This is a genomic window from Desulfoprunum sp., from assembly GCF_053613775.1.
Genome location: NZ_JBSHXH010000009.1, coordinates 53,505 through 71,091, shown reverse-complemented (window position 1 = coordinate 71,091; position 17,587 = coordinate 53,505). Strand labels below are relative to the sequence as shown.

At 45.5% G+C, this 17,587-nt stretch carries 31 protein-coding genes and 1 pseudogene; all 32 read left to right on the top strand.

Annotated elements, in window-relative coordinates; translation table 11 throughout:
• The first annotated feature begins 10 nt into the window (after nt 1-10).
• The 32 genes and pseudogenes from tuf to ACWGKN_RS18175 all read left to right on the top strand — a co-directional run bounded on the left by tuf (nt 11) and on the right by ACWGKN_RS18175 (nt 17,388).
• Nucleotides 11-1,201 (top strand): elongation factor Tu, encoded by a 1,191-nt coding sequence (gene tuf / locus ACWGKN_RS18330; RefSeq protein ID WP_035234804.1) that lies wholly within the window; start codon nt 11-13, stop codon nt 1,199-1,201.
• Between the two features lie 15 nt (nt 1,202-1,216).
• The gene (gene rpsJ / locus ACWGKN_RS18325; protein WP_183351164.1) at nt 1,217-1,528 is read left to right on the top strand and encodes a 30S ribosomal protein S10; all 312 of its coding nucleotides are present in this window, start codon (nt 1,217-1,219) and stop codon (nt 1,526-1,528) included.
• 39 nt (nt 1,529-1,567) lie between these two features.
• On the top strand, nt 1,568-2,197 hold the full coding sequence (rplC, locus tag ACWGKN_RS18320) for a 50S ribosomal protein L3 (protein WP_452095762.1): 630 nt from the start codon (nt 1,568-1,570) through the stop codon (nt 2,195-2,197).
• 35 nt (nt 2,198-2,232) lie between these two features.
• The gene (gene rplD / locus ACWGKN_RS18315; RefSeq protein WP_035234800.1) at nt 2,233-2,856 is read left to right on the top strand and encodes a 50S ribosomal protein L4; all 624 of its coding nucleotides are present in this window, start codon (nt 2,233-2,235) and stop codon (nt 2,854-2,856) included.
• A complete protein-coding gene (gene rplW, locus ACWGKN_RS18310) occupies nt 2,853-3,140 on the top strand; it encodes a 50S ribosomal protein L23 (RefSeq protein WP_035234798.1) in 288 nt (95 codons plus the stop codon). Before rplD ends, rplW begins: the two co-directional genes overlap by 4 nt.
• 79 nt (nt 3,141-3,219) lie before the next feature.
• Nucleotides 3,220-4,041: a 50S ribosomal protein L2 gene (rplB, locus tag ACWGKN_RS18305; protein WP_035234796.1), complete on the top strand. Its 822-nt coding sequence runs from the start codon at nt 3,220-3,222 to the stop codon at nt 4,039-4,041.
• Between the two features lie 17 nt (nt 4,042-4,058).
• Nucleotides 4,059-4,334, top strand: coding sequence for a 30S ribosomal protein S19 (gene rpsS / locus ACWGKN_RS18300; RefSeq protein ID WP_035234794.1), 276 nt, complete (start codon nt 4,059-4,061; stop codon nt 4,332-4,334).
• Nucleotides 4,335-4,379: 45 nt separating this feature from the next.
• Nucleotides 4,380-4,712 carry a 50S ribosomal protein L22 gene (rplV, locus tag ACWGKN_RS18295; protein ID WP_035234791.1) on the top strand — a complete coding sequence of 111 codons (333 nt, stop codon included), beginning with the start codon at nt 4,380-4,382 and terminating at the stop codon, nt 4,710-4,712.
• A gap of 72 nt (nt 4,713-4,784) precedes the next feature.
• Nucleotides 4,785-5,438, top strand: coding sequence for a 30S ribosomal protein S3 (gene rpsC, locus ACWGKN_RS18290; protein WP_035234789.1), 654 nt, complete (start codon nt 4,785-4,787; stop codon nt 5,436-5,438).
• 48 nt (nt 5,439-5,486) lie between these two features.
• Nucleotides 5,487-5,903, top strand: a complete 417-nt coding sequence (gene rplP / locus ACWGKN_RS18285; protein ID WP_035234787.1) for a 50S ribosomal protein L16 — start codon at nt 5,487-5,489, stop codon at nt 5,901-5,903.
• A complete protein-coding gene (rpmC, locus tag ACWGKN_RS18280) occupies nt 5,900-6,094 on the top strand; it encodes a 50S ribosomal protein L29 (protein ID WP_035234785.1) in 195 nt (64 codons plus the stop codon). Before rplP ends, rpmC begins: the two co-directional genes overlap by 4 nt.
• 67 nt (nt 6,095-6,161) lie before the next feature.
• Nucleotides 6,162-6,422 carry a 30S ribosomal protein S17 gene (gene rpsQ, locus ACWGKN_RS18275; protein ID WP_035234783.1) on the top strand — a complete coding sequence of 87 codons (261 nt, stop codon included), beginning with the start codon at nt 6,162-6,164 and terminating at the stop codon, nt 6,420-6,422.
• A gap of 65 nt (nt 6,423-6,487) precedes the next feature.
• Nucleotides 6,488-6,856, top strand: coding sequence for a 50S ribosomal protein L14 (gene rplN, locus ACWGKN_RS18270; protein ID WP_035234781.1), 369 nt, complete (start codon nt 6,488-6,490; stop codon nt 6,854-6,856).
• A gap of 49 nt (nt 6,857-6,905) precedes the next feature.
• Nucleotides 6,906-7,241, top strand: coding sequence for a 50S ribosomal protein L24 (gene rplX / locus ACWGKN_RS18265; RefSeq protein ID WP_035234808.1), 336 nt, complete (start codon nt 6,906-6,908; stop codon nt 7,239-7,241).
• Between the two features lie 32 nt (nt 7,242-7,273).
• Nucleotides 7,274-7,813: a 50S ribosomal protein L5 gene (rplE, locus tag ACWGKN_RS18260; RefSeq protein ID WP_035234779.1), complete on the top strand. Its 540-nt coding sequence runs from the start codon at nt 7,274-7,276 to the stop codon at nt 7,811-7,813.
• 46 nt (nt 7,814-7,859) lie between these two features.
• A complete protein-coding gene (locus ACWGKN_RS18255; protein WP_424256314.1) occupies nt 7,860-8,045 on the top strand; it encodes a type Z 30S ribosomal protein S14 in 186 nt (61 codons plus the stop codon).
• A 55-nt stretch (nt 8,046-8,100) separates the two neighbouring features.
• Nucleotides 8,101-8,499 carry a 30S ribosomal protein S8 gene (gene rpsH, locus ACWGKN_RS18250; RefSeq protein ID WP_035234776.1) on the top strand — a complete coding sequence of 133 codons (399 nt, stop codon included), beginning with the start codon at nt 8,101-8,103 and terminating at the stop codon, nt 8,497-8,499.
• Between the two features lie 31 nt (nt 8,500-8,530).
• Nucleotides 8,531-9,073 (top strand): 50S ribosomal protein L6, encoded by a 543-nt coding sequence (gene rplF, locus ACWGKN_RS18245; RefSeq protein WP_035234774.1) that lies wholly within the window; start codon nt 8,531-8,533, stop codon nt 9,071-9,073.
• Nucleotides 9,074-9,116: 43 nt separating this feature from the next.
• Nucleotides 9,117-9,485, top strand: coding sequence for a 50S ribosomal protein L18 (gene rplR / locus ACWGKN_RS18240; RefSeq protein WP_452095761.1), 369 nt, complete (start codon nt 9,117-9,119; stop codon nt 9,483-9,485).
• A gap of 27 nt (nt 9,486-9,512) precedes the next feature.
• Nucleotides 9,513-10,025, top strand: a complete 513-nt coding sequence (gene rpsE, locus ACWGKN_RS18235) for a 30S ribosomal protein S5 (RefSeq protein ID WP_035234770.1) — start codon at nt 9,513-9,515, stop codon at nt 10,023-10,025.
• Nucleotides 10,026-10,105: 80 nt separating this feature from the next.
• On the top strand, nt 10,106-10,288 hold the full coding sequence (rpmD, locus tag ACWGKN_RS18230) for a 50S ribosomal protein L30 (protein WP_035234768.1): 183 nt from the start codon (nt 10,106-10,108) through the stop codon (nt 10,286-10,288).
• A 4-nt stretch (nt 10,289-10,292) separates the two neighbouring features.
• The gene (rplO, locus tag ACWGKN_RS18225; protein ID WP_035234806.1) at nt 10,293-10,736 is read left to right on the top strand and encodes a 50S ribosomal protein L15; all 444 of its coding nucleotides are present in this window, start codon (nt 10,293-10,295) and stop codon (nt 10,734-10,736) included.
• Between the two features lie 94 nt (nt 10,737-10,830).
• On the top strand, nt 10,831-12,135 hold the full coding sequence (gene secY / locus ACWGKN_RS18220) for a preprotein translocase subunit SecY (protein WP_035234766.1): 1,305 nt from the start codon (nt 10,831-10,833) through the stop codon (nt 12,133-12,135).
• 8 nt (nt 12,136-12,143) lie between these two features.
• On the top strand, nt 12,144-12,923 hold the full coding sequence (gene map, locus ACWGKN_RS18215; RefSeq protein WP_035234764.1) for a type I methionyl aminopeptidase: 780 nt from the start codon (nt 12,144-12,146) through the stop codon (nt 12,921-12,923).
• A gap of 80 nt (nt 12,924-13,003) precedes the next feature.
• Nucleotides 13,004-13,240, top strand: coding sequence for a translation initiation factor IF-1 (infA, locus tag ACWGKN_RS18210; protein WP_035234762.1), 237 nt, complete (start codon nt 13,004-13,006; stop codon nt 13,238-13,240).
• A 14-nt stretch (nt 13,241-13,254) separates the two neighbouring features.
• Entirely contained in the window at nt 13,255-13,368 is a 114-nt protein-coding gene (gene rpmJ / locus ACWGKN_RS18205) for a 50S ribosomal protein L36 (protein ID WP_183350979.1), read from the top strand.
• A 47-nt stretch (nt 13,369-13,415) separates the two neighbouring features.
• Nucleotides 13,416-13,784, top strand: a complete 369-nt coding sequence (gene rpsM / locus ACWGKN_RS18200; RefSeq protein ID WP_424256311.1) for a 30S ribosomal protein S13 — start codon at nt 13,416-13,418, stop codon at nt 13,782-13,784.
• 21 nt (nt 13,785-13,805) lie between these two features.
• The gene (gene rpsK, locus ACWGKN_RS18195; protein ID WP_424256310.1) at nt 13,806-14,204 is read left to right on the top strand and encodes a 30S ribosomal protein S11; all 399 of its coding nucleotides are present in this window, start codon (nt 13,806-13,808) and stop codon (nt 14,202-14,204) included.
• Nucleotides 14,205-14,253: 49 nt separating this feature from the next.
• On the top strand, nt 14,254-14,883 hold the full coding sequence (rpsD, locus tag ACWGKN_RS18190) for a 30S ribosomal protein S4 (RefSeq protein WP_424256309.1): 630 nt from the start codon (nt 14,254-14,256) through the stop codon (nt 14,881-14,883).
• A 142-nt stretch (nt 14,884-15,025) separates the two neighbouring features.
• A complete protein-coding gene (locus ACWGKN_RS18185) occupies nt 15,026-16,069 on the top strand; it encodes a DNA-directed RNA polymerase subunit alpha (protein WP_452095760.1) in 1,044 nt (347 codons plus the stop codon).
• Between the two features lie 77 nt (nt 16,070-16,146).
• Nucleotides 16,147-16,533, top strand: a pseudogene (gene rplQ, locus ACWGKN_RS18180) (50S ribosomal protein L17); the annotation flags it as partial.
• 90 nt (nt 16,534-16,623) lie between these two features.
• On the top strand, nt 16,624-17,388 hold the full coding sequence (locus tag ACWGKN_RS18175; RefSeq protein ID WP_452095759.1) for a YkgJ family cysteine cluster protein: 765 nt from the start codon (nt 16,624-16,626) through the stop codon (nt 17,386-17,388).
• Nucleotides 17,389-17,587: the final 199 nt, after the last annotated feature.

Below are 17,587 nucleotides of genomic sequence, written 5' to 3'. Positions count from 1 at the left end.
GAGGGAAAATATGTCAAAGGAAAAATTTCAAAGGACAAAACCGCATGTCAATGTTGGAACGGTAGGTCATATTGATCATGGCAAGACTACTTTGACTGCAGCTATCACCCGGGTGTTGTCGACAAAAGGAATGGCGAAGTTCACGGACTTCAGCGAGATAGATAAGGCGCCGGAGGAGAAGGAGCGTGGCATAACGATCGCCACCGCCCATGTCGAGTACGAGACAACCAAGAGGCACTATGCCCATGTGGACTGTCCCGGCCACGCCGACTATATCAAGAACATGATCACCGGTGCGGCGCAGATGGACGGCGCGATTCTGGTGGTTGCGGCCACCGACGGGGCCATGCCCCAGACCCGTGAGCACATCCTCCTTGCTCGGCAGGTTGGTGTTCCGGCGATCGTGGTGTTCCTGAACAAGTGCGATATGGTCGATGACGAGGAACTGATCGAGCTGGTCGAGATGGAGCTACGAGAACTGCTCGATAAGTATGAATTTCCCGGCGACGAAGTCCCGTTTGTCAAGGGTTCGGCGTTGAAGGCGCTGGAGAATCCGGAAGACGAGGCATCGGCGAAGTGCATCTGGGAGTTGATGGAGGCGATTGACACCTATATTCCTGAGCCAGAGCGTGACATCGCCAAGCCGTTCCTGATGCCGATCGAAGACGTGTTTTCGATCTCCGGCCGGGGGACGGTTGCCACCGGAAGGATTGAGCGTGGTGTGATCAAGGTCGGCGAAGAGGTTGAGATCGTCGGTATCAAGCCGACGGTGAAGACGACGGTAACCGGAGTCGAGATGTTCCGCAAACTGCTCGATGAGGGTCAGGCCGGAGATAACATCGGGGCGTTGCTGCGAGGGGTGAAGCGGGATGAGATCGAGCGGGGTCAGGTACTGGCCGCGCCGAAGTCAATCACCCCGCACACGAAGTTCAAGGCTGAGTGCTATATTCTCGGCAAGGATGAGGGTGGGCGTCATACGCCGTTTTTCAATGGCTACCGGCCGCAGTTCTATTTTCGGACGACGGATGTTACCGGTGTCGTGACCTTGCCTGAGGGAGTGGAGATGGTCATGCCCGGCGACAATATATCGGTTGAGGCCGAGTTGATCACCCCGATTGCGATGGATGCCGGTTTGCGATTTGCAATCCGCGAGGGTGGCCGTACGGTCGGTGCTGGCGTTATCAGTGAAATATTAGCGTAAATAGGGTGGATGATGATACCTACAGAAAAAATTCGGATACGCTTGAAGGCGTATGACCATAAACTTCTTGATCAGTCTACCTCAGAGATAGTTGAAACCGCGCGACGGACTGGATCAGCGGTTGCAGGGCCGATTCCCTTGCCGACTTCTATAAATAAATTCTGTGTGTTACGTTCTCCTCATGTTGATAAGAAATCACGGGAACAGTTTGAGATGAGAACTCACCGGCGGTTGCTGGATATTCTTGAACCAACACAGCAAACCATTGACCTGCTGATGAAATTAGAGTTATCCGCTGGAGTCGATGTCGAGATTAAACTGCCCTAGTTGGCCGAAAAATAAGCAAAAGAAGCGTCAGGATAGATTATGCCAAAGACAATGGGTATTTTAGGGAAAAAAATCGGAATGACCCGGATTTTTGACGAACTGGGTAATGTCGTTCCTGTGACTGTTATCGAGGCCGGTCCATGCAAAGTGCTGCAGGTAAAGAGTGAAGGGACTGACGGCTATAATGCAATTCAAGTCGGATTTGAAGAGAAAAAAGCTTCTCGTGTCAACAAGCCGATAGCAGGGCATGTTGCCAAGGCCGGTGCAACAGGTTTCTACCACATTCGTGAATTCAGGGTAGTTGACCCTGCTCAATATAAACTGGGTCAGGATATCTCTCTCGATAGCATTCTTCAGATAGGGATGAATGTTGATGTTCAAGGAACCAGTAAAGGTCATGGATTTCAAGGAGTCATGAAACGTCATGGGTTCAAGGGCGGTGGAGCCGGGCACGGTTCCACGTTTCATAGAGCTCCTGGATCGATTGGCTGTAGCGCTTGGCCGAGTCGGGTAGTCAAAGGCAAGAAACTTCCTGGCCGGATGGGCAACAATACAGTCTTGAAGAAAAATGTTGTTGTTGTTGATGTTCGTTCCGAAGAAAACATCGTGTTATTGAAAGGACCGGTTCCGGGGGCTAAAAACGGCCTGTTGAAAATATTTTCAAAGTAATTGATTACGGAACTTGAAGGTTCGAGGAGATAATAATGTCAACTGTAAATATAGTGAACACCAGAAACGAAAGGGTCGGCGAGATTGAATTAAATGAACGTATTTTTAATCTCGAAGTGAAAGAATACCTTTTGCATGATGTTGTACGTATGCAACTTGCGGGGCGCAGGGCCGGCACCGCGTGTACCAAAACTCGGGTAGAGGTCAGTGGTGGTGGGGCTAAGCCATGGAGACAGAAAGGTACTGGGCGGGCCAGAGCGGGAAGTCGACGGTCACCTCTGTGGAGAGGTGGTGGAGTCATCTTTGGACCGAAACCGCGTGATTATAGCTTCAAGCTTAATAAAAAGGTCAAAAAACAGGCTCTAGCTATGGCCATGAGTTCGCGTTTCCAGGAAGGAAATCTCGTAATTCTTGATGATTTTACAATGGAAGCTATTAAAACCAAGGATTTTGTCTCCGTGATGAAGGTCCTGAATATTGAGAACGGGTTAATCATTGCAGAAGGAGCTACCGACAATCTCAATAAATCAGCACGTAATGTTAATGGCTTCAAGGTATTGCCGGCTGAAGGGCTGAATGTATATGATATCTTGTTGCACAAGAAGCTCGTTCTGGTGCAACCAGTAATAGAGAACCTTGAAAAGAGGTTGATCGCATGAAAAATATTTACGATGTACTTATGGGCCCAAGGTTGACTGAAAAAGCAAACCAATTGCAGGAGCTGAATGAAAAAATTGTTTTCAGAGTTCGGCCTGAAGCTAATAAAATCGAGATCAAGAACGCAGTTGAAGAAATGTTCAAAGTCAAAGTAAAGAGCATTACGACTGCCAATATGCACGGGAAGAAAAAGCGTGTCGGTAAATTCATAGGTAAAACAAAAGATTGGAAAAAGGCCTATGTTACCTTGTCGGAAGGAAAGATCAATTTTGCCGATGAACTGTAATTTTAGAAATACAGTTAACGTGCACAGAAGTTCTTTAGAGATTCTATCAAATTATTGATGATGGAGCGATTGGGAAATCATGGCTATCAAGACATATAAACCTACATCGGCCGGAAAAAGGCATCACGTTTCGACAACGAGTCAAGAAATTTCGCAGTGTCGTCCTGAGAAGACTCTTGTTGTAAGCCTGTCGAAATCCGGTGGAAGAAATAATTATGGTCGGGTTACTGCACGACATATAGGCGGCGGCCATAAACGCAAGTATCGAATCATTGACTTCAAGAGAAATAAAATCGACATTGCCGCGAAAGTGATTTCCATCGAATATGATCCGAACAGGTCTGCGAATATTGCCTTATTGAGTTACCTCGACGGAGAGAAAACATACATCCTCTCCCCTGATGGAATCGCCGTAGGCGATCAGGTCGTTGCCGGGGAAAATGTCGACATTCAGCCGGGTAATTGTTTACCGATGGCAAACATTCCGCTCGGTACGATAATCCATAATCTTGAAATGAAGATCGGGAAAGGGGCTCAACTCGTGCGCAGCGCTGGATCTGCAGCCCAGCTTATGGCCAAGGAAGGTCAATACGTTCTTGTCCGTTTACCGTCAGGTGAGGTAAGGAAATTCAACCGACTCTGCCGGGCATGCATCGGTCAGGTTGGCAATCGTGAGCACGAAAGCAAAAAACTCGGGAAGGCCGGCCGCGCCAGGTGGGCTGGAAAGAGACCGCATGTGCGGGGGGTCGCCATGAACCCGGTAGATCATCCGATGGGAGGAGGCGAGGGCAAGAGCTCCGGTGGGCGCCATCCATGTACTCCATGGGGGTACCCGACCAAGGGATATAAGACCAGGAAGAATACGTCTTCTGATAAATTCATAGTCAAGAAGAGATCTTAATACGAAAGGAGTGAATGATGTCACGCTCAGTTAGAAAAGGACCTTTTATTGACGAGCACGTAATGAAAAAGGTCGAGCAGGCAGTAGACAGCGGCTCTCGGAAGGTTATAAAAACCTGGTCGAGGCGATCAGATATAATTCCTGAAATGGTTGGTCTGACATTTGCCGTCCATAACGGGAAGAAATTCATCCCTGTATTTATATCTGAAAACATGGTAGGCCACAAATTGGGAGAGTTTTCTCCGACCCGAACCTATTATGGGCATTCTGCCGATAAGAAAGGGAAAAAATAAACGTTTATTTCGGTTCTCAGGCAGAACTCTTTAGGGGTAGATACTATGGAAGCAAAAGCCGTAGGAAAATATATTAGGATATCACCACAGAAAGCACGATTGGTAGCGGATGTGGTACGGGGAATGGCGGTCGATAAAGCAATTACGACGCTCAGGTTCATGCCGAAAAAAGGCGCCGGGATTTTGCGAAAGGTTATCGAATCGGCTGTAGCTAATGCCACTCAGAATGATCAAGTTGACGTGGACGATCTGTTTGTTAAGAAAATCCTGATTGACGGAGGACCATCCCTCAAGCGTATTACACCAAGGGCAATGGGAAGGGCTACCGGTATTATCAAGAGGTCAAGTCACATTACCGTCGTGCTGGGAGAAAATTGATCTTCTCGTTATCGAGAAGACGAGATAATTTCAGCTAATCAATTTGAATAATGAATAATCTGGAGGATTGTTTTGGGGCAGAAGGTTAATCCATTAGGACTGAGACTGAATATTACCCGGACATGGGATTCAATTTGGTATGCATCGAAAGATTACTCTACTTACCTTATTGAAGATCAGAAAATTAAGAAATTCCTCAAGGAGAAGCTTCAGCATGCCGGACTTTCGAAAGTGATAATTGAACGGACAGGAGACAAAGTCCGGACAAAATTGTTCACAGCCAGGCCAGGCATAGTAATCGGTAAGAAAGGAGCGGAAATCGAAATCCTTAAAAAAGATCTCGAAAAACTTGTACAACGGAAAGTCACCTTGGATATTCAGGAGGTGCGCCGACCTGAAGCTGATGCACAACTCGTTGCTGAAAGTATTGCTTCCCAACTTGTGCGCAGGGTTGCATTCAGACGTGCGATGAAGAAAGCGGTAAACTCAGCGTTGCGTTTCGGCGTCCAGGGGATTAAAATTTCTTGTTCCGGTCGGTTGGGCGGGGCGGAAATGTCGCGATGCGAATGGGTTAGAGAGGGTAGGGTACCTCTTCACACGCTCAGGGCCGACGTTGATTATGCACTCGCCGAAGCAAATACGACGTACGGCATTATTGGCGTCAAAGTGTGGATATTCAAAGGTGAAGTGCTTGGTGATAAGGACTCAAGCGGCGTTCAGCAGTGACGAGGCAAACAGTCTTCTGGATAAGCAGTATTGACAGCGGAGTAGAGAATGTTAAGTCCTAAAAAGGTAAAGCATAGAAAGGTCTTCAAGGGAAGAATGACAGGGGTAGCCATGCGTGGTTCGTCAATATCGTTTGGTGAATATGCCCTGAAAGCCTTGGATTGTGGCAAGATGACGGCTCAACAGATAGAGGCTGCCCGAATTGCGATCAACAGAAAGATAAAGCGCGGTGGTAAAGTCTGGATCAGGGTTTTTCCGGCTAAACCGATTACCAAGAAACCTGCCGAAACCCGGATGGGTAAGGGTAAAGGTAGCCCGGAATACTGGGTCGCTCCAATTCAGCCTGGAAAAATACTCTATGAACTGGCCGGAGTAGATGAGGAACTTGCTGTACGGGCCTTGACCCTTGCTGGGAACAAATTACCGTTTGCCACCAAGGTCGTTTCAAAGAGGAACATATTATGAAAGCAGAAGACTTGAGAAAAATGTCCGGTGAGGAATTGGGGAAAAAATTGGTTGAATTGCAGAAAGAGCTGGGAAATCTCTCCTTTCATCATCGTATACGACCATTGGAAGATACTTCACGATTAAGAAAAATTAGAAAAGATATTGCAAGGATTAATACCGTCGTCAATCAGAAGGGCAATATAGCCTAACCACAAGTGAAAAATACCTGTGATTGCGGGTTGTCCATGCACTAAAACATCTTGAATCGAATATATTATGAGTGAAAATACAAAATCAAAAAAGACTCGAACTGGTTCTGTTGTCAGCAACAGGATGGAAAAAAGCGTTGTCGTTCTGGTTGAACGCAAGGTACGTCATAAACTGTACGGAAAGTATGTGAAGACCAGTGTGAAGTACCTTGCGGATGACCCGGAGAACCGCTGCAACATCGGCGATACAGTACTCATCGAGGAATGTCGTCCACTGAGCAAGAAGAAACGATGGCGTGTAAGAACCATACTTGAGCAGGCTGCGTGATATACTCTCTATTGATTTGAACGAGGGGATATTCAATTGCAGCTGATGAAATACCGGGTGAAATTATGATACAAACAGAAACAGTCCTCAATGTGGCCGATAATTCTGGTGCTAAAAAAGTACTGTGTATTCGAGTTCTTGGTGGAACCAGGAAACGATATGCTCGTATTGGAGATGTTATCGTTGTCACTGTGAAAGAGGCTATACCACATGCCAAGGTAAAGAAGGGCGATGTCATGAAGGCTGTGATAGTTCGCACAGTCAAGGAGATTAAACGTCCTGACGATACCTGGGTAAAATTTGACGAAAATGCAGCAGTTATTCTGGCATCATCTGGTGAACCGGTGGGTACTCGAATTTTCGGACCGGTGGCGAGAGAATTGAGAAATCAGGGATTCATGAAAATCATCTCTCTCGCTCCGGAAGTACTGTAACCGTCCATGCCCCACATGGGTGAGATCCATTGATTGGAGAATATACGCAATGAGACAGGGTAGAACATACCTGAAAAAAAATGATCAGGTTGAAGTAATTGCTGGCAAGGATAAGGGAAGAGTCGGCAAGGTGCTGAAGGTGTTGCCTGATGAGAACAAGGCCGTGGTGGAAAGAGTGAATATGGTCAAAAGGCACACCAAGGCCAGAGAGATGAATCAGCAGGGGCAGATTGTAGAGAAAGAAACACCGATTCATGTATCAAATCTACAACTAATCTGTCCTGAATGCACCAAGACCGGCCGTATTGGAAAAAAGATCCTCGATGATGGCGCAAAGATCCGCTTTTGCAAGAGTTGCGGTGAATCCATCGAAAAGAAAGCATAAAACTGTAAAGACACTATCACCAGGAGTTATTCATGGGTGCGTTGAAGGATTATTACGATAATGAATGTGTACCTGCATTGAAACAGGAGTTTGGGTATACCAATCCGATGCAGATTCCAAAAATTGAGAAAGTAGTTCTCAATATGGGTTTGGGAGAAGCGGTGCAGAATCCGAAGATTGTCGAGGGGGCGGTCGAAGAACTGACCAAGATCGCAGGTCAGCGTGCAGTGGTCACCAAGGCTAAGAAGTCTATCGCAACATTTAAACTCCGGGCAGGAATGCCGATCGGTTGCTGTGTTACACTACGTGGTGAAAAGATGTATGGCTTTATCAGTAAACTGATCAACATCGCTCTACCCCGAGTTCGTGACTTCAGAGGGCTATCTCCAAAATGGTTTGATGGTCGCGGAAATTATTCGATGGGTGTGAAGGAGCAGATCATATTTCCAGAGATTGATTACGATAGGATTGACAAGCTCAAAGGTTTGAATATCACATTTGTAACTACGGCAAAAACGGATGAGGAAGGGCGTTTTCTGCTGAAAATGATAGGGATGCCATTCCGTAAGTAATCGATAAATTAATTAAAGATCATATAGAAAGATTCTGGAGGTCAGTTTGGCTAAAAAATCCATAATTGCAAAATCTCAGCGCAAACAGAAATTTGAGGTGCGGCAATATAACAGGTGTCCATTGTGTGGTCGACCCCGTTCATTTATCCGGAAGTTCGGGATATGCAGAATCTGCTTTCGGAAGTTGGCGTCAAGCGGAGAAATCACTGGTGTGACGAAGTCCAGTTGGTAGGGTTTGGTCTCCGGTTTTCAGACGATAATTCAGAAAAAATGAAGGAGTGATCGCCATGTCAATGAGCGACCCCCTGGCAGATATGCTGACCAGGATACGCAATGCAACGATGGTCAAATTTGACCATGTGGAAATGCCCAAATCAAATGTCAAAGTTGATATAGCCCGGGTATTGAAAGAGGAAGGCTTCATTCGCGATTACCGTATTTCAGCGTCAGGTCCCCAGGGCACTTTGACTTTGGATTTGAAATATGGTCCGAATCGGGAGTCGGTTATCACGGGCATAAAACGTATCAGCAAGCCCGGTCTGAGGCAATATGCCAAGGCGAAAGAAGTGCCTACCGTTTTGAACGGTCTTGGCATTTCCATCGTCAGTACATCGAAAGGCATAGTAACCGATAAAGCCGCAAGGACTATGAATACTGGCGGAGAGATACTCTGTGAAGTGTGGTAATGATCTTCGCAGAAAATGGAGGAATTGACGAATGTCTCGGATAGGGAAGCAACCAATTACAGTACCTGCCGGTGTTAAGATCGATATCAGCGGACAGATGATTACGGTGACCGGGAAGAAGGGCAAACTTGTGAGAACTATTCAGCCTGAGGTTGAAGTTGTCTGTGATGGCAATATCATAAACATCAACAACAAAACTGAAGGAAAAACTGTCAACGCGTTCCGTGGATTGACCAGGAGTCTTGTCAATAACATGGTGGTAGGTGTTGAGGAAGGGTTTAAAAAAGTTCTGCTTATTGAGGGTGTTGGTTATAAGGCCAATGTTGCAGGCAATAATCTCACCCTGAATGTCGGTTATTCAAGTCCGGTCGAGTTTGCCGTTCCGAGCGATGTCACGGCATCGATAGAAGGGAATAACCGGATCGTATTGGAATCGATCGACAAGGAATTGCTCGGACTTATCGCAGCAAAAATCAGACAAGTGAGAAAGCCGGAACCTTACAAAGGAAAGGGCATTCGCTATGAAGGCGAGCACATTGTAAGAAAAGTTGGCAAATCGGGTTCTAAGAAATAAGGTTGGAATTCTACAACCATTTACTTTTTGGCGGAATATTATTATGGCGAAGACGAGTTTAAAAATCACGGCCAGGGCAAAGAGGATCAGTCGTATTCGTAAAAAGATTGCTGGTACGATTGAAAGACCACGCCTGAGAGTCTTCAAAAGCAATAAGCACATATATGCGCAGATTATCAATGATGCGACCGGAAAGACACTGATCGCCATGTCGACCATTGATAAAGGATACTCGCCTGGCGATGACGTGAAAGGGAAATCCGCGGCAGCCAAGATGGTAGGATATATACTTGCAGAACGAGCAAAGGCTGCAGGCATAGAGAAGGTTGTCTTCGATCGGGGGGGGTATATATATCACGGTCGTGTCAAATCTCTTTCCGATGGAGCTCGGGAAGGCGGATTAATTTTTTAATGTTATATCTACATATGGGGGTGTCCCTTGTCTGAGTTTAAGCGTTCCAAGAGTGAAAATACCGAGGAACTGATAGAAAAAATAGTTTTCATCAATCGGGTAGCCAAGGTGGTTAAAGGCGGCCGACGTTTCAGCTTCAGCGCGATTGTCGTTGTCGGTGATGGAAAGGGAAAGGTAGGATACGGTCTTGGCAAGGCTAATCAGGTTCCTGAAGCTATTCGTAAGGGAGTTGAGAAAGCGAGAAAAGACATGAGCGCGGTATCATTGACAACCTCTTCAATTCCTCATGAGATTGTTGGAACGTACGGTGCAGGAAAAGTAATGCTCAAACCTGCTTCCGATGGCACCGGGCTCATTGCCGGCGGTCCAGTGCGGGCAGTGCTCGAGGCGGCAGGAGTATCAAATATCCTGACCAAGTGTCTCGGTTCTCACAATCCTCATAACATGGTAAAAGCTACTCTCGATGGTCTGCGTTCATTACGCTCCGTGAAGGCTATTGCTGCACTGCGCGGTAAAAGTGTCGAAGAGATTCAGGCATAGGCCAGCCAACAAGAACAGGTTACCCTGTTGAGCTGTAAAGGATTTAGATTTTCGTGAATTATTATATATAAGGTAACAAAATGGCAGAGACAATTACTTTTACCATGGTCAAAAGCTGTATCGGGAGTACTGAGAAAATTCGGGCCACTTTGATTGGCTTAGGGTTGACCAAACTCAATAAAAGAGTGACGAGAAAAAATACACCGGAGTTGAGGGGAATGCTCGCTAAGGTCAATCATCTCGTTCGGATAGAAGAGGTTTAAGATGATTACACTTTCTAATTTATCGCCGCAGGAAGGGTCAACCAAACAAAAGAAGCGAGTAGGGCGTGGACCGGGATCGGGACACGGCAAAACCGCTGGTCGAGGCCACAAAGGATTCAAGGCACGTTCTGGGTCAGGGATAAAACCTGGTTTCGAAGGTGGACAGATGCCATTGTATCGGCGACTTCCGAAGCGAGGGTTCACCAATGTACATGCAAAATTATGTGAAATTGTTTCATTAAGCCAATTGGATAAGTTTGAGGCCAATACCGAAATTGACAACTCCAAGTTGATCGAAGCCGGAATAGTATCCAAAGGCAGTATGGTTAAGATCCTGGCAAATGGTGAGATCACTAAGGCTTTCACTGTAAAGGTTGACAAAGTCAGTGCTCAGGCAAAGGCTCAGATAGAAAATGCTGGAGGTAAAGTTGTATTCGTAGAGGAATGAGAGGTGCAGGGAAAAAAAGAGTGTGTCCCTCCCGTACTTGTTTTTCCGCGAAGGTAATGCATAAAATATCTGAGTTTTTTTATAGGTAAGACGAATGAGTGGATTGCAAAGGGCTGCCAATATACCTGAGTTACGTAAGCGGATTTTGTTCACCCTGATCATGCTTGCCGTGTACCGGGTTGGGGTTGAGATACCAACGCCTGGGATTAACGGAGATGCGCTTGCAGCCTTTTTCGAAAAGAATGGTGGGACGCTTTTCGGGATGTTCAACATGTTTTCAGGTGGGGCTTTGGAAAATTTTTCCATATTCGCACTGGGAATCATGCCCTATATCAGTGCATCGATCATTATTCAGTTATTGACTGTTGTTGTTCCGCAACTTGAAGCTTTAAAAAAGGAAGGTGAGTCAGGGCGTCGAAAAATTACCCAGTACACCCGTTACGGGACGGTACTGTTAAGCATAGTACAGGGTATGTTTATTGCTGTAGGCTTAGAAGGTATGGCCGGTCCCGGCGGAGAGGCGATCGTTCTGCAACCGGGTATAGAGTTTAAACTCATGACGATGCTCACTCTGACATCAGGAACCGCCTTCATCATGTGGCTTGGTGAGCAGATGACTGAGAGGGGAATTGGTAATGGTATTTCACTAATCATCTTCGCCGGTATCGTAGCCCGTGGACCTTCTGCGATAGTTAATTCCATTCAACTTGTCAAAGCTGGTGAAATTACATTATTTTTTGTGCCATTTCTGCTTGCTTTCATGTTTATCATCATGGCGCTGGTAGTATTTTTCGAAACGTCGCAGCGAAGAATTCCGATACAGTATGCCAAAAGAGTTGTCGGGAAAAAGGTATATGGAGGGCAAAGCACCCATTTGCCGTTGAAAATCAATGTATCCGGTGTCATTCCTCCGATATTTGCATCTTCTATCATGATGTTTCCCGGAACGATAGGACAGTTTGTCCAAGTTGAGTGGGTACAGCGAGCCTCGGCTATGATGAGCCCAGGTCACCCGCTATACTATCTGCTTTATATTGTAATGATCGTATTTTTTTGTTTTTTCTATACCGCTGTGACCTTCAAGCCCGATGATGTTGCGGAAAATCTAAAGAAAAACGGGGGATTTATTCCTGGTATACGACCAGGGAAGAAGACTGCAGAATTCATAGACAGAATTTTGACGCGAATCACTGTGGTGGGTGCAATCTATCTGAGTACAATCTGCGTTCTTCCTACCGTTTTGATATCGAAGTTCAACATCCCGTTCTATTTCGGAGGAACGGCCTTACTCATCGTAGTCGGTGTTGCGATTGATACCATCGCTCAGATTGAATCCCATCTTGTCATGAGAAATTATGAAGGATTCATGAAACAAGGTCGAATTCGTGGTAGGAAGTAAGTGTATTTATGAACGGCCATAATAGTAGCAAGGCCATTGTGGTGAAGAGTCATGATGAAATCATGATCATGCTGGATGCGAACCAGATTGTTGCAGAGACATTGATACTCCTGCAAAGGATGATTGCACCAGGAGTGACAACATTGGATCTTGACCGGGCTGCAGAAGATTTTTGTAAAAGTAAAAATGCTGTACCTGCATTTAAGGGGTATCATGGTTTTCCAGGCAGTTTGTGTACGTCTATAAACGAAGAGGTAGTGCATGGCATTCCTTCTCGAAGACGTAAGCTGAAAAAAGGTGATATTATCTCTCTGGATTTCGGAGTCAGATACAAAGGATATTACGGTGACTCGGCTATAACAGTGCCTGTTGGCAAGATAACCCGGAATGAAGAGGATCTCCTCAAGGCTACCGAAGAATCGCTTGAGTTAGCCATCGAGAAGGCGGTTGTCGGTAACAGGGTTGCCGATATCTCAATTGCCGTGCAGGGATATGTGGAGAAGCTTGGATTTTCCGTTGTCCGTCAGTTTGTTGGACATGGTATCGGCACTGCTCTTCATGAAGGGCCTGAAATACCGAATTTTCATCAGGGTGACCAATCACCGAGACTGGTACCTGGAATGGTTATAGCGATAGAACCGATGGTTAACATAGGTACATCAAAAGTGAAAGTTCTGCGTGATGGATGGACGGTTGTAACTGCTGATGGTAAACCGTCCGCTCATTTTGAGCATTCTGTAGCCGTGACTGAGAATGGACCAATAGTGTTGAGTCGCAGGCATGCCTAGAATAAAAATTGCTTCTCTTTTGCACAAAAATAGATTAGTATTTCGAGTTTTCGAGAAAAAACCTATTTCCAGGAGAGTCCATGGCTAAGGAAGAAGCTATTGAGGTCGAAGGTACTATTATTGAGCCGTTGCCGAATGCGATGTTTCGTGTCGAATTAGACAATGGTCATAAAGTTCTTGCTCACATTTCTGGAAAGATGCGAATGCATTTTATTAAGATCCTGCCGGGTGACAGGGTGACTATCGAGCTTTCCCCTTATGATCTTACGAGAGGCAGGGTTACGTTCAGGGCAAAAAATGCCAAAAAGAAAAAATAGAGAGTCTGAATGTTATGAAAGTACGTTCATCTGTTAAAAAAATTTGTAGCGACTGTAAAATATTTAAACGAAACGGTATAGTTCGTGTTTCCTGTAAGGTTAAGAAACATAAACAGAAACAGGGATAATCGATATTCGCTATATAGTTTTCTTATATCTTTTAAGGAGATAGACATTGGCTCGGATAGCAGGAATTGACCTTCCAAAAAACAAACATATTGATCGTGCATTGACATACATTCACGGTATTGGTCTAGCCTCAGCGAGGACAATCCTCGATAAAGTCGACCTTCCCTACACGATGAACAGTGATGATCTGGATGCCGATGATGTCAATCGGATCCGCAAGGTCATCGAGAATGAGTTTGTTGTGGAAGGTGACCTTCGTCGAGAAGTCTCAATGGACATTAAGAGACTCACAGATATTGGCTGCTACAGAGGAAGAAGACATCGGGCAGGGTTGCCGTGCCGTGGGCAAAGAACCAAAACCAATGCCAGGACCAGAAAAGGTCCACGTCGCGGTGCTGCAGCTCGCCGAAAATAATAACAATCGGATGGTATAAAAATGGCAGGAGCAAAACGTGCTGAGGCACGAGTGAAAAAAAAGGTTAAGAAAAATATCCCAGAGGGCGTAGTATTTATATATTCTACGTTCAATAACACTATCGTAACAATAACAGATAAACTGGGTAACGTCATATCCTGGTGCAGCGCTGGAGTATTGGGTTTCAAGGGGTCAAGAAAGAGTACTCCTTTTGCAGCTCAGAACGCTGTTGCGGATGCAGCAAAAAAAGCATCCGACTTCGGGATGCGAAAAGTTGAAGTCAAAGTGAAAGGTCCTGGACCAGGAAGAGAAGCCGCGTTACGTGCGCTTGTGAATACCGGGTTTGAAGTGAGTCGTATATATGACGTAACCCCAGTGCCGCACAACGGTTGCAAACCTCCCAAACGCCGCCGTGTTTGATCGGGATCTGCTTTATATATAGCGAATTTTTAATTAATGGAGGCCAAAATTGGCTAGAAATATAGGCCCAGCATGCCGGATTTGCAGGCGTGAAAATTTGAAACTGTACCTTAAGGGTGATAGGTGCTACTCAGACAAATGCGCCTTTGAAAGGAGAGCGTTTGGTCCTGGTCAACATGGTCAGTCAAAATTCAAGAAACTTTCCGATTATGCTGTTCAGTTACGTGAAAAACAGAAAGTAAAGAGCATGTATGGCATGGTTGAAGGTCAGTTTCGCCTTACCTTTGAACGTGCTGAAAGGCAGAAAGGCGTTACTGGCGAGAACCTTCTGGTTCTGTTGGAAAGAAGACTTGATAGTGCGATTTTCAGGCTTGGCATGGCATCATCAAGAAATCAGGCCAGGCAGCTGGTAAGGCACAAACACGTTCTCGTCAACGGGAGGAAGGTCAACATTCCTTCGTTTATGGTTTCCGTTGGAGACGAAATAACTTTGAAGGAAAAAAGCAAAACCAACAGTCTGATTGTGGAAAATCTCGAGGCGGTAGCGAGGAGAGGTGTACCCAGTTGGCTCGAACTTGATAAAGACAATGTAAAGGCCAAAGTCAAAACTCTTCCGAACCGCGAAGAATTGACATTGCCTATTCAAGAACATCTGATCGTCGAGTTGTACTCTAAATAGCCAAGAAACAAGAAGCATTAATCCAAAATTTTAAATGCTTCTTGGACTTTTTATCTTCGACCACGAGAAGCCGGGAGATTGCCGGTTTCTCGTGATTTTTTACATTTAATTCTGCGTAACAACTACGCAAGAAGGGAAATATATGACCCAGGCCACCGACGAAAAACTCCCATTCTACCGGAATTGGCATGAGCTTATAAAGCCTGAAAAGCTTGAAGTAGACAAATCAAAACATACCGAAACATATGGGAAGTTTATTTGCCAACCACTCGAGCGAGGTTTTGCATCTACCATCGGCAACTCTTTGAGGAGAATTCTGCTTTCATCTATTCAGGGTGCTGCTATCACAACGGTAAAAATCGAAGGCGCGTTGCACGAATTTACTTCGATGAAGGACGTGATGGAAGATGTTAGTGAGATTATACTGAATATCAAACAGATACGAATCAAGCTCAATACACTTGACTCGCAGAAGGTATATATCGACAAGACCGGTCCGGGAAAAGTTGTAGCAGGGGATATAACTGGGTCCAGTGCTGTAGAAATAATGAATCCTGATCAGGTCATATGCACCGTAACTGGAGAATCCACCTTCCATGCTGAATTGACTGTTGAATGGGGGAAGGGATATCAACCCGCTGAAAAACAGGAAAAGGAGAATCTGGCAGTTGGGCAGATTCCCATTGACGCAATATTCACTCCTGTAAAGAAAATTCAGTATGTCGTTTCTCAGGCAAGGGTTGGACAGCAGACGGACTACGATAAACTCACCATTGAGATCGAAACTGACGGCAGTGTTCGTCCTGAAAACGCACTGGCCTACGCGGCAAAGATACTGAAGGATCAGTTAACCATTTTTATCAATTTCGATGAGGAGAAGGCGGAACCTGATATCAATGTCATTGTTGGCCCGCCAGTGCCGTTGAATCCTTATCTTGATAAGCCGGTCGAGGATCTTGAGCTTTCAGTAAGATCTGCGAATTGCTTGAAAAATGCAGAAATCAATTTCATTGGAGATCTGGCTCAGAAAACCGACCAGGAAATGCTCAAAACCAAAAATTTTGGCAGAAAATCCCTCAACGAAATCAAAGCATTGCTTGCAGAAATGGATCTAACTCTTGGTATGAAATTTGAGAACTGGACTCCACCTCCAGTACGCGAAAGGAAAGAGGATCAGGGGCAGTAAGCATTCAGTTTCGATATTTTTTTTAAATATTCAATTACTCCTGGTTAAATCCTGGAAAGAAGCGGAAGGAAAGGGATATGAGACATAATAACTCGGGTAGAAAACTTGGACGTACCAGTTCGCATCGAGAGGCTATGTTCAGGAACATGGTTACGTCGCTGTTTGAGCATGAGCGGATCACCACAACCAAAGAAAAAGCCAAGGAATTAAGGCCGATTGCTGAAAAGATGATCACACTTGCCAAGCGAGGGGATCAGCATGCACGGCGACAGGCACTTGGATTTATCCGGAGTAAAGGGGTTGTTGAAAAGCTTTTTACAACCATTCAATCGCAATTTGCCGATCGCGCCGGTGGATACACTCGTATACTTTTGACCGGAGTGCGACAAGGTGATGCCGCGCAAATGGCGATAATCGAACTTGTTGGATATCAGGAAAAAACAGAGAAAACTGAGAAAGAAAACTAGTTTTTTCAAGTCGTTTTGTGAGATAAGGCTGCCTGAAGACTCTTTCAGTCAGCCTTTTTTTATTGATTATTCCTGTTGTGGACTAAAATGGCCGATCAGAAATTGTTCCCTGAAGGAATGCAGCCACTTGGCGAAAGCCGTTTTACATTTTCCTGCTTTCCCGGAATACAGTGTTTTACCAACTGCTGCAAGAATGTCGATATGATACTCTATCCTTATGATATCATTCGCCTGAAAAACGTACTGGGTATTGAATCATCGGTCTTTCTGCAGAAATATGCCCGGGTAGTCCACGGGGATAATCCTCATTTTCCCACTGTCATGCTTCAGGTCAATGTCGATTCTGATAGAGCCTGTCCATTTCTGTCCTCAGGTGGTTGTGCCGTATATCACGATCGGCCCTCGGCATGCCGTATGTATCCACTCGAGCGCGCTGTGGACAGGAGACCTGACAAGCGTGGAGTCAAAGAATACTATTTTCTGGCCAAACATCCTTATTGCCTGGGGCATCAAGAGGAAAACAGCTATACAGTGCGGGAGTGGATTCGAGATCAGCGGCTGCATGAGTATAATGTCATGAATGAACTCTGGACGGAGATCGACACCATGTTTTCCGGAAATCCATGGCAGGGTGAAGGCCCCGCTGGATCGAGGCAGCAACTTGCATTCATGACCTGCTATGATATTGATCGTTTTCGCAAAATGGTTGAAGAAAAAAAGATGGTCGAGCAGTTCGTAATTCCCAAGGAGTCCAGGAAAAATATAGCTGTAAATGATGTCGAACTGATGAAATTCGGATTTGAGTGGTTGAAATTCTTCCTCACAGGAAGATCGTCACTCATGAAGAGATAGAATTCTGTAGAAATCAAACTGAATTTCAAGAGTTGTCATTTCAGACGGCGTGTGGTATAGAGTCGGGTTGTTTTCAAAGCGTTTTTTGACCGTCTACCTTTTTTAACACACACATCTTCGTGATACGTACTGGTGTCATTGTCGCAGGAGAAAAATCGATATGCTCTCCCGGCCGTGATCAAGAGAAGATGGAGGCCAA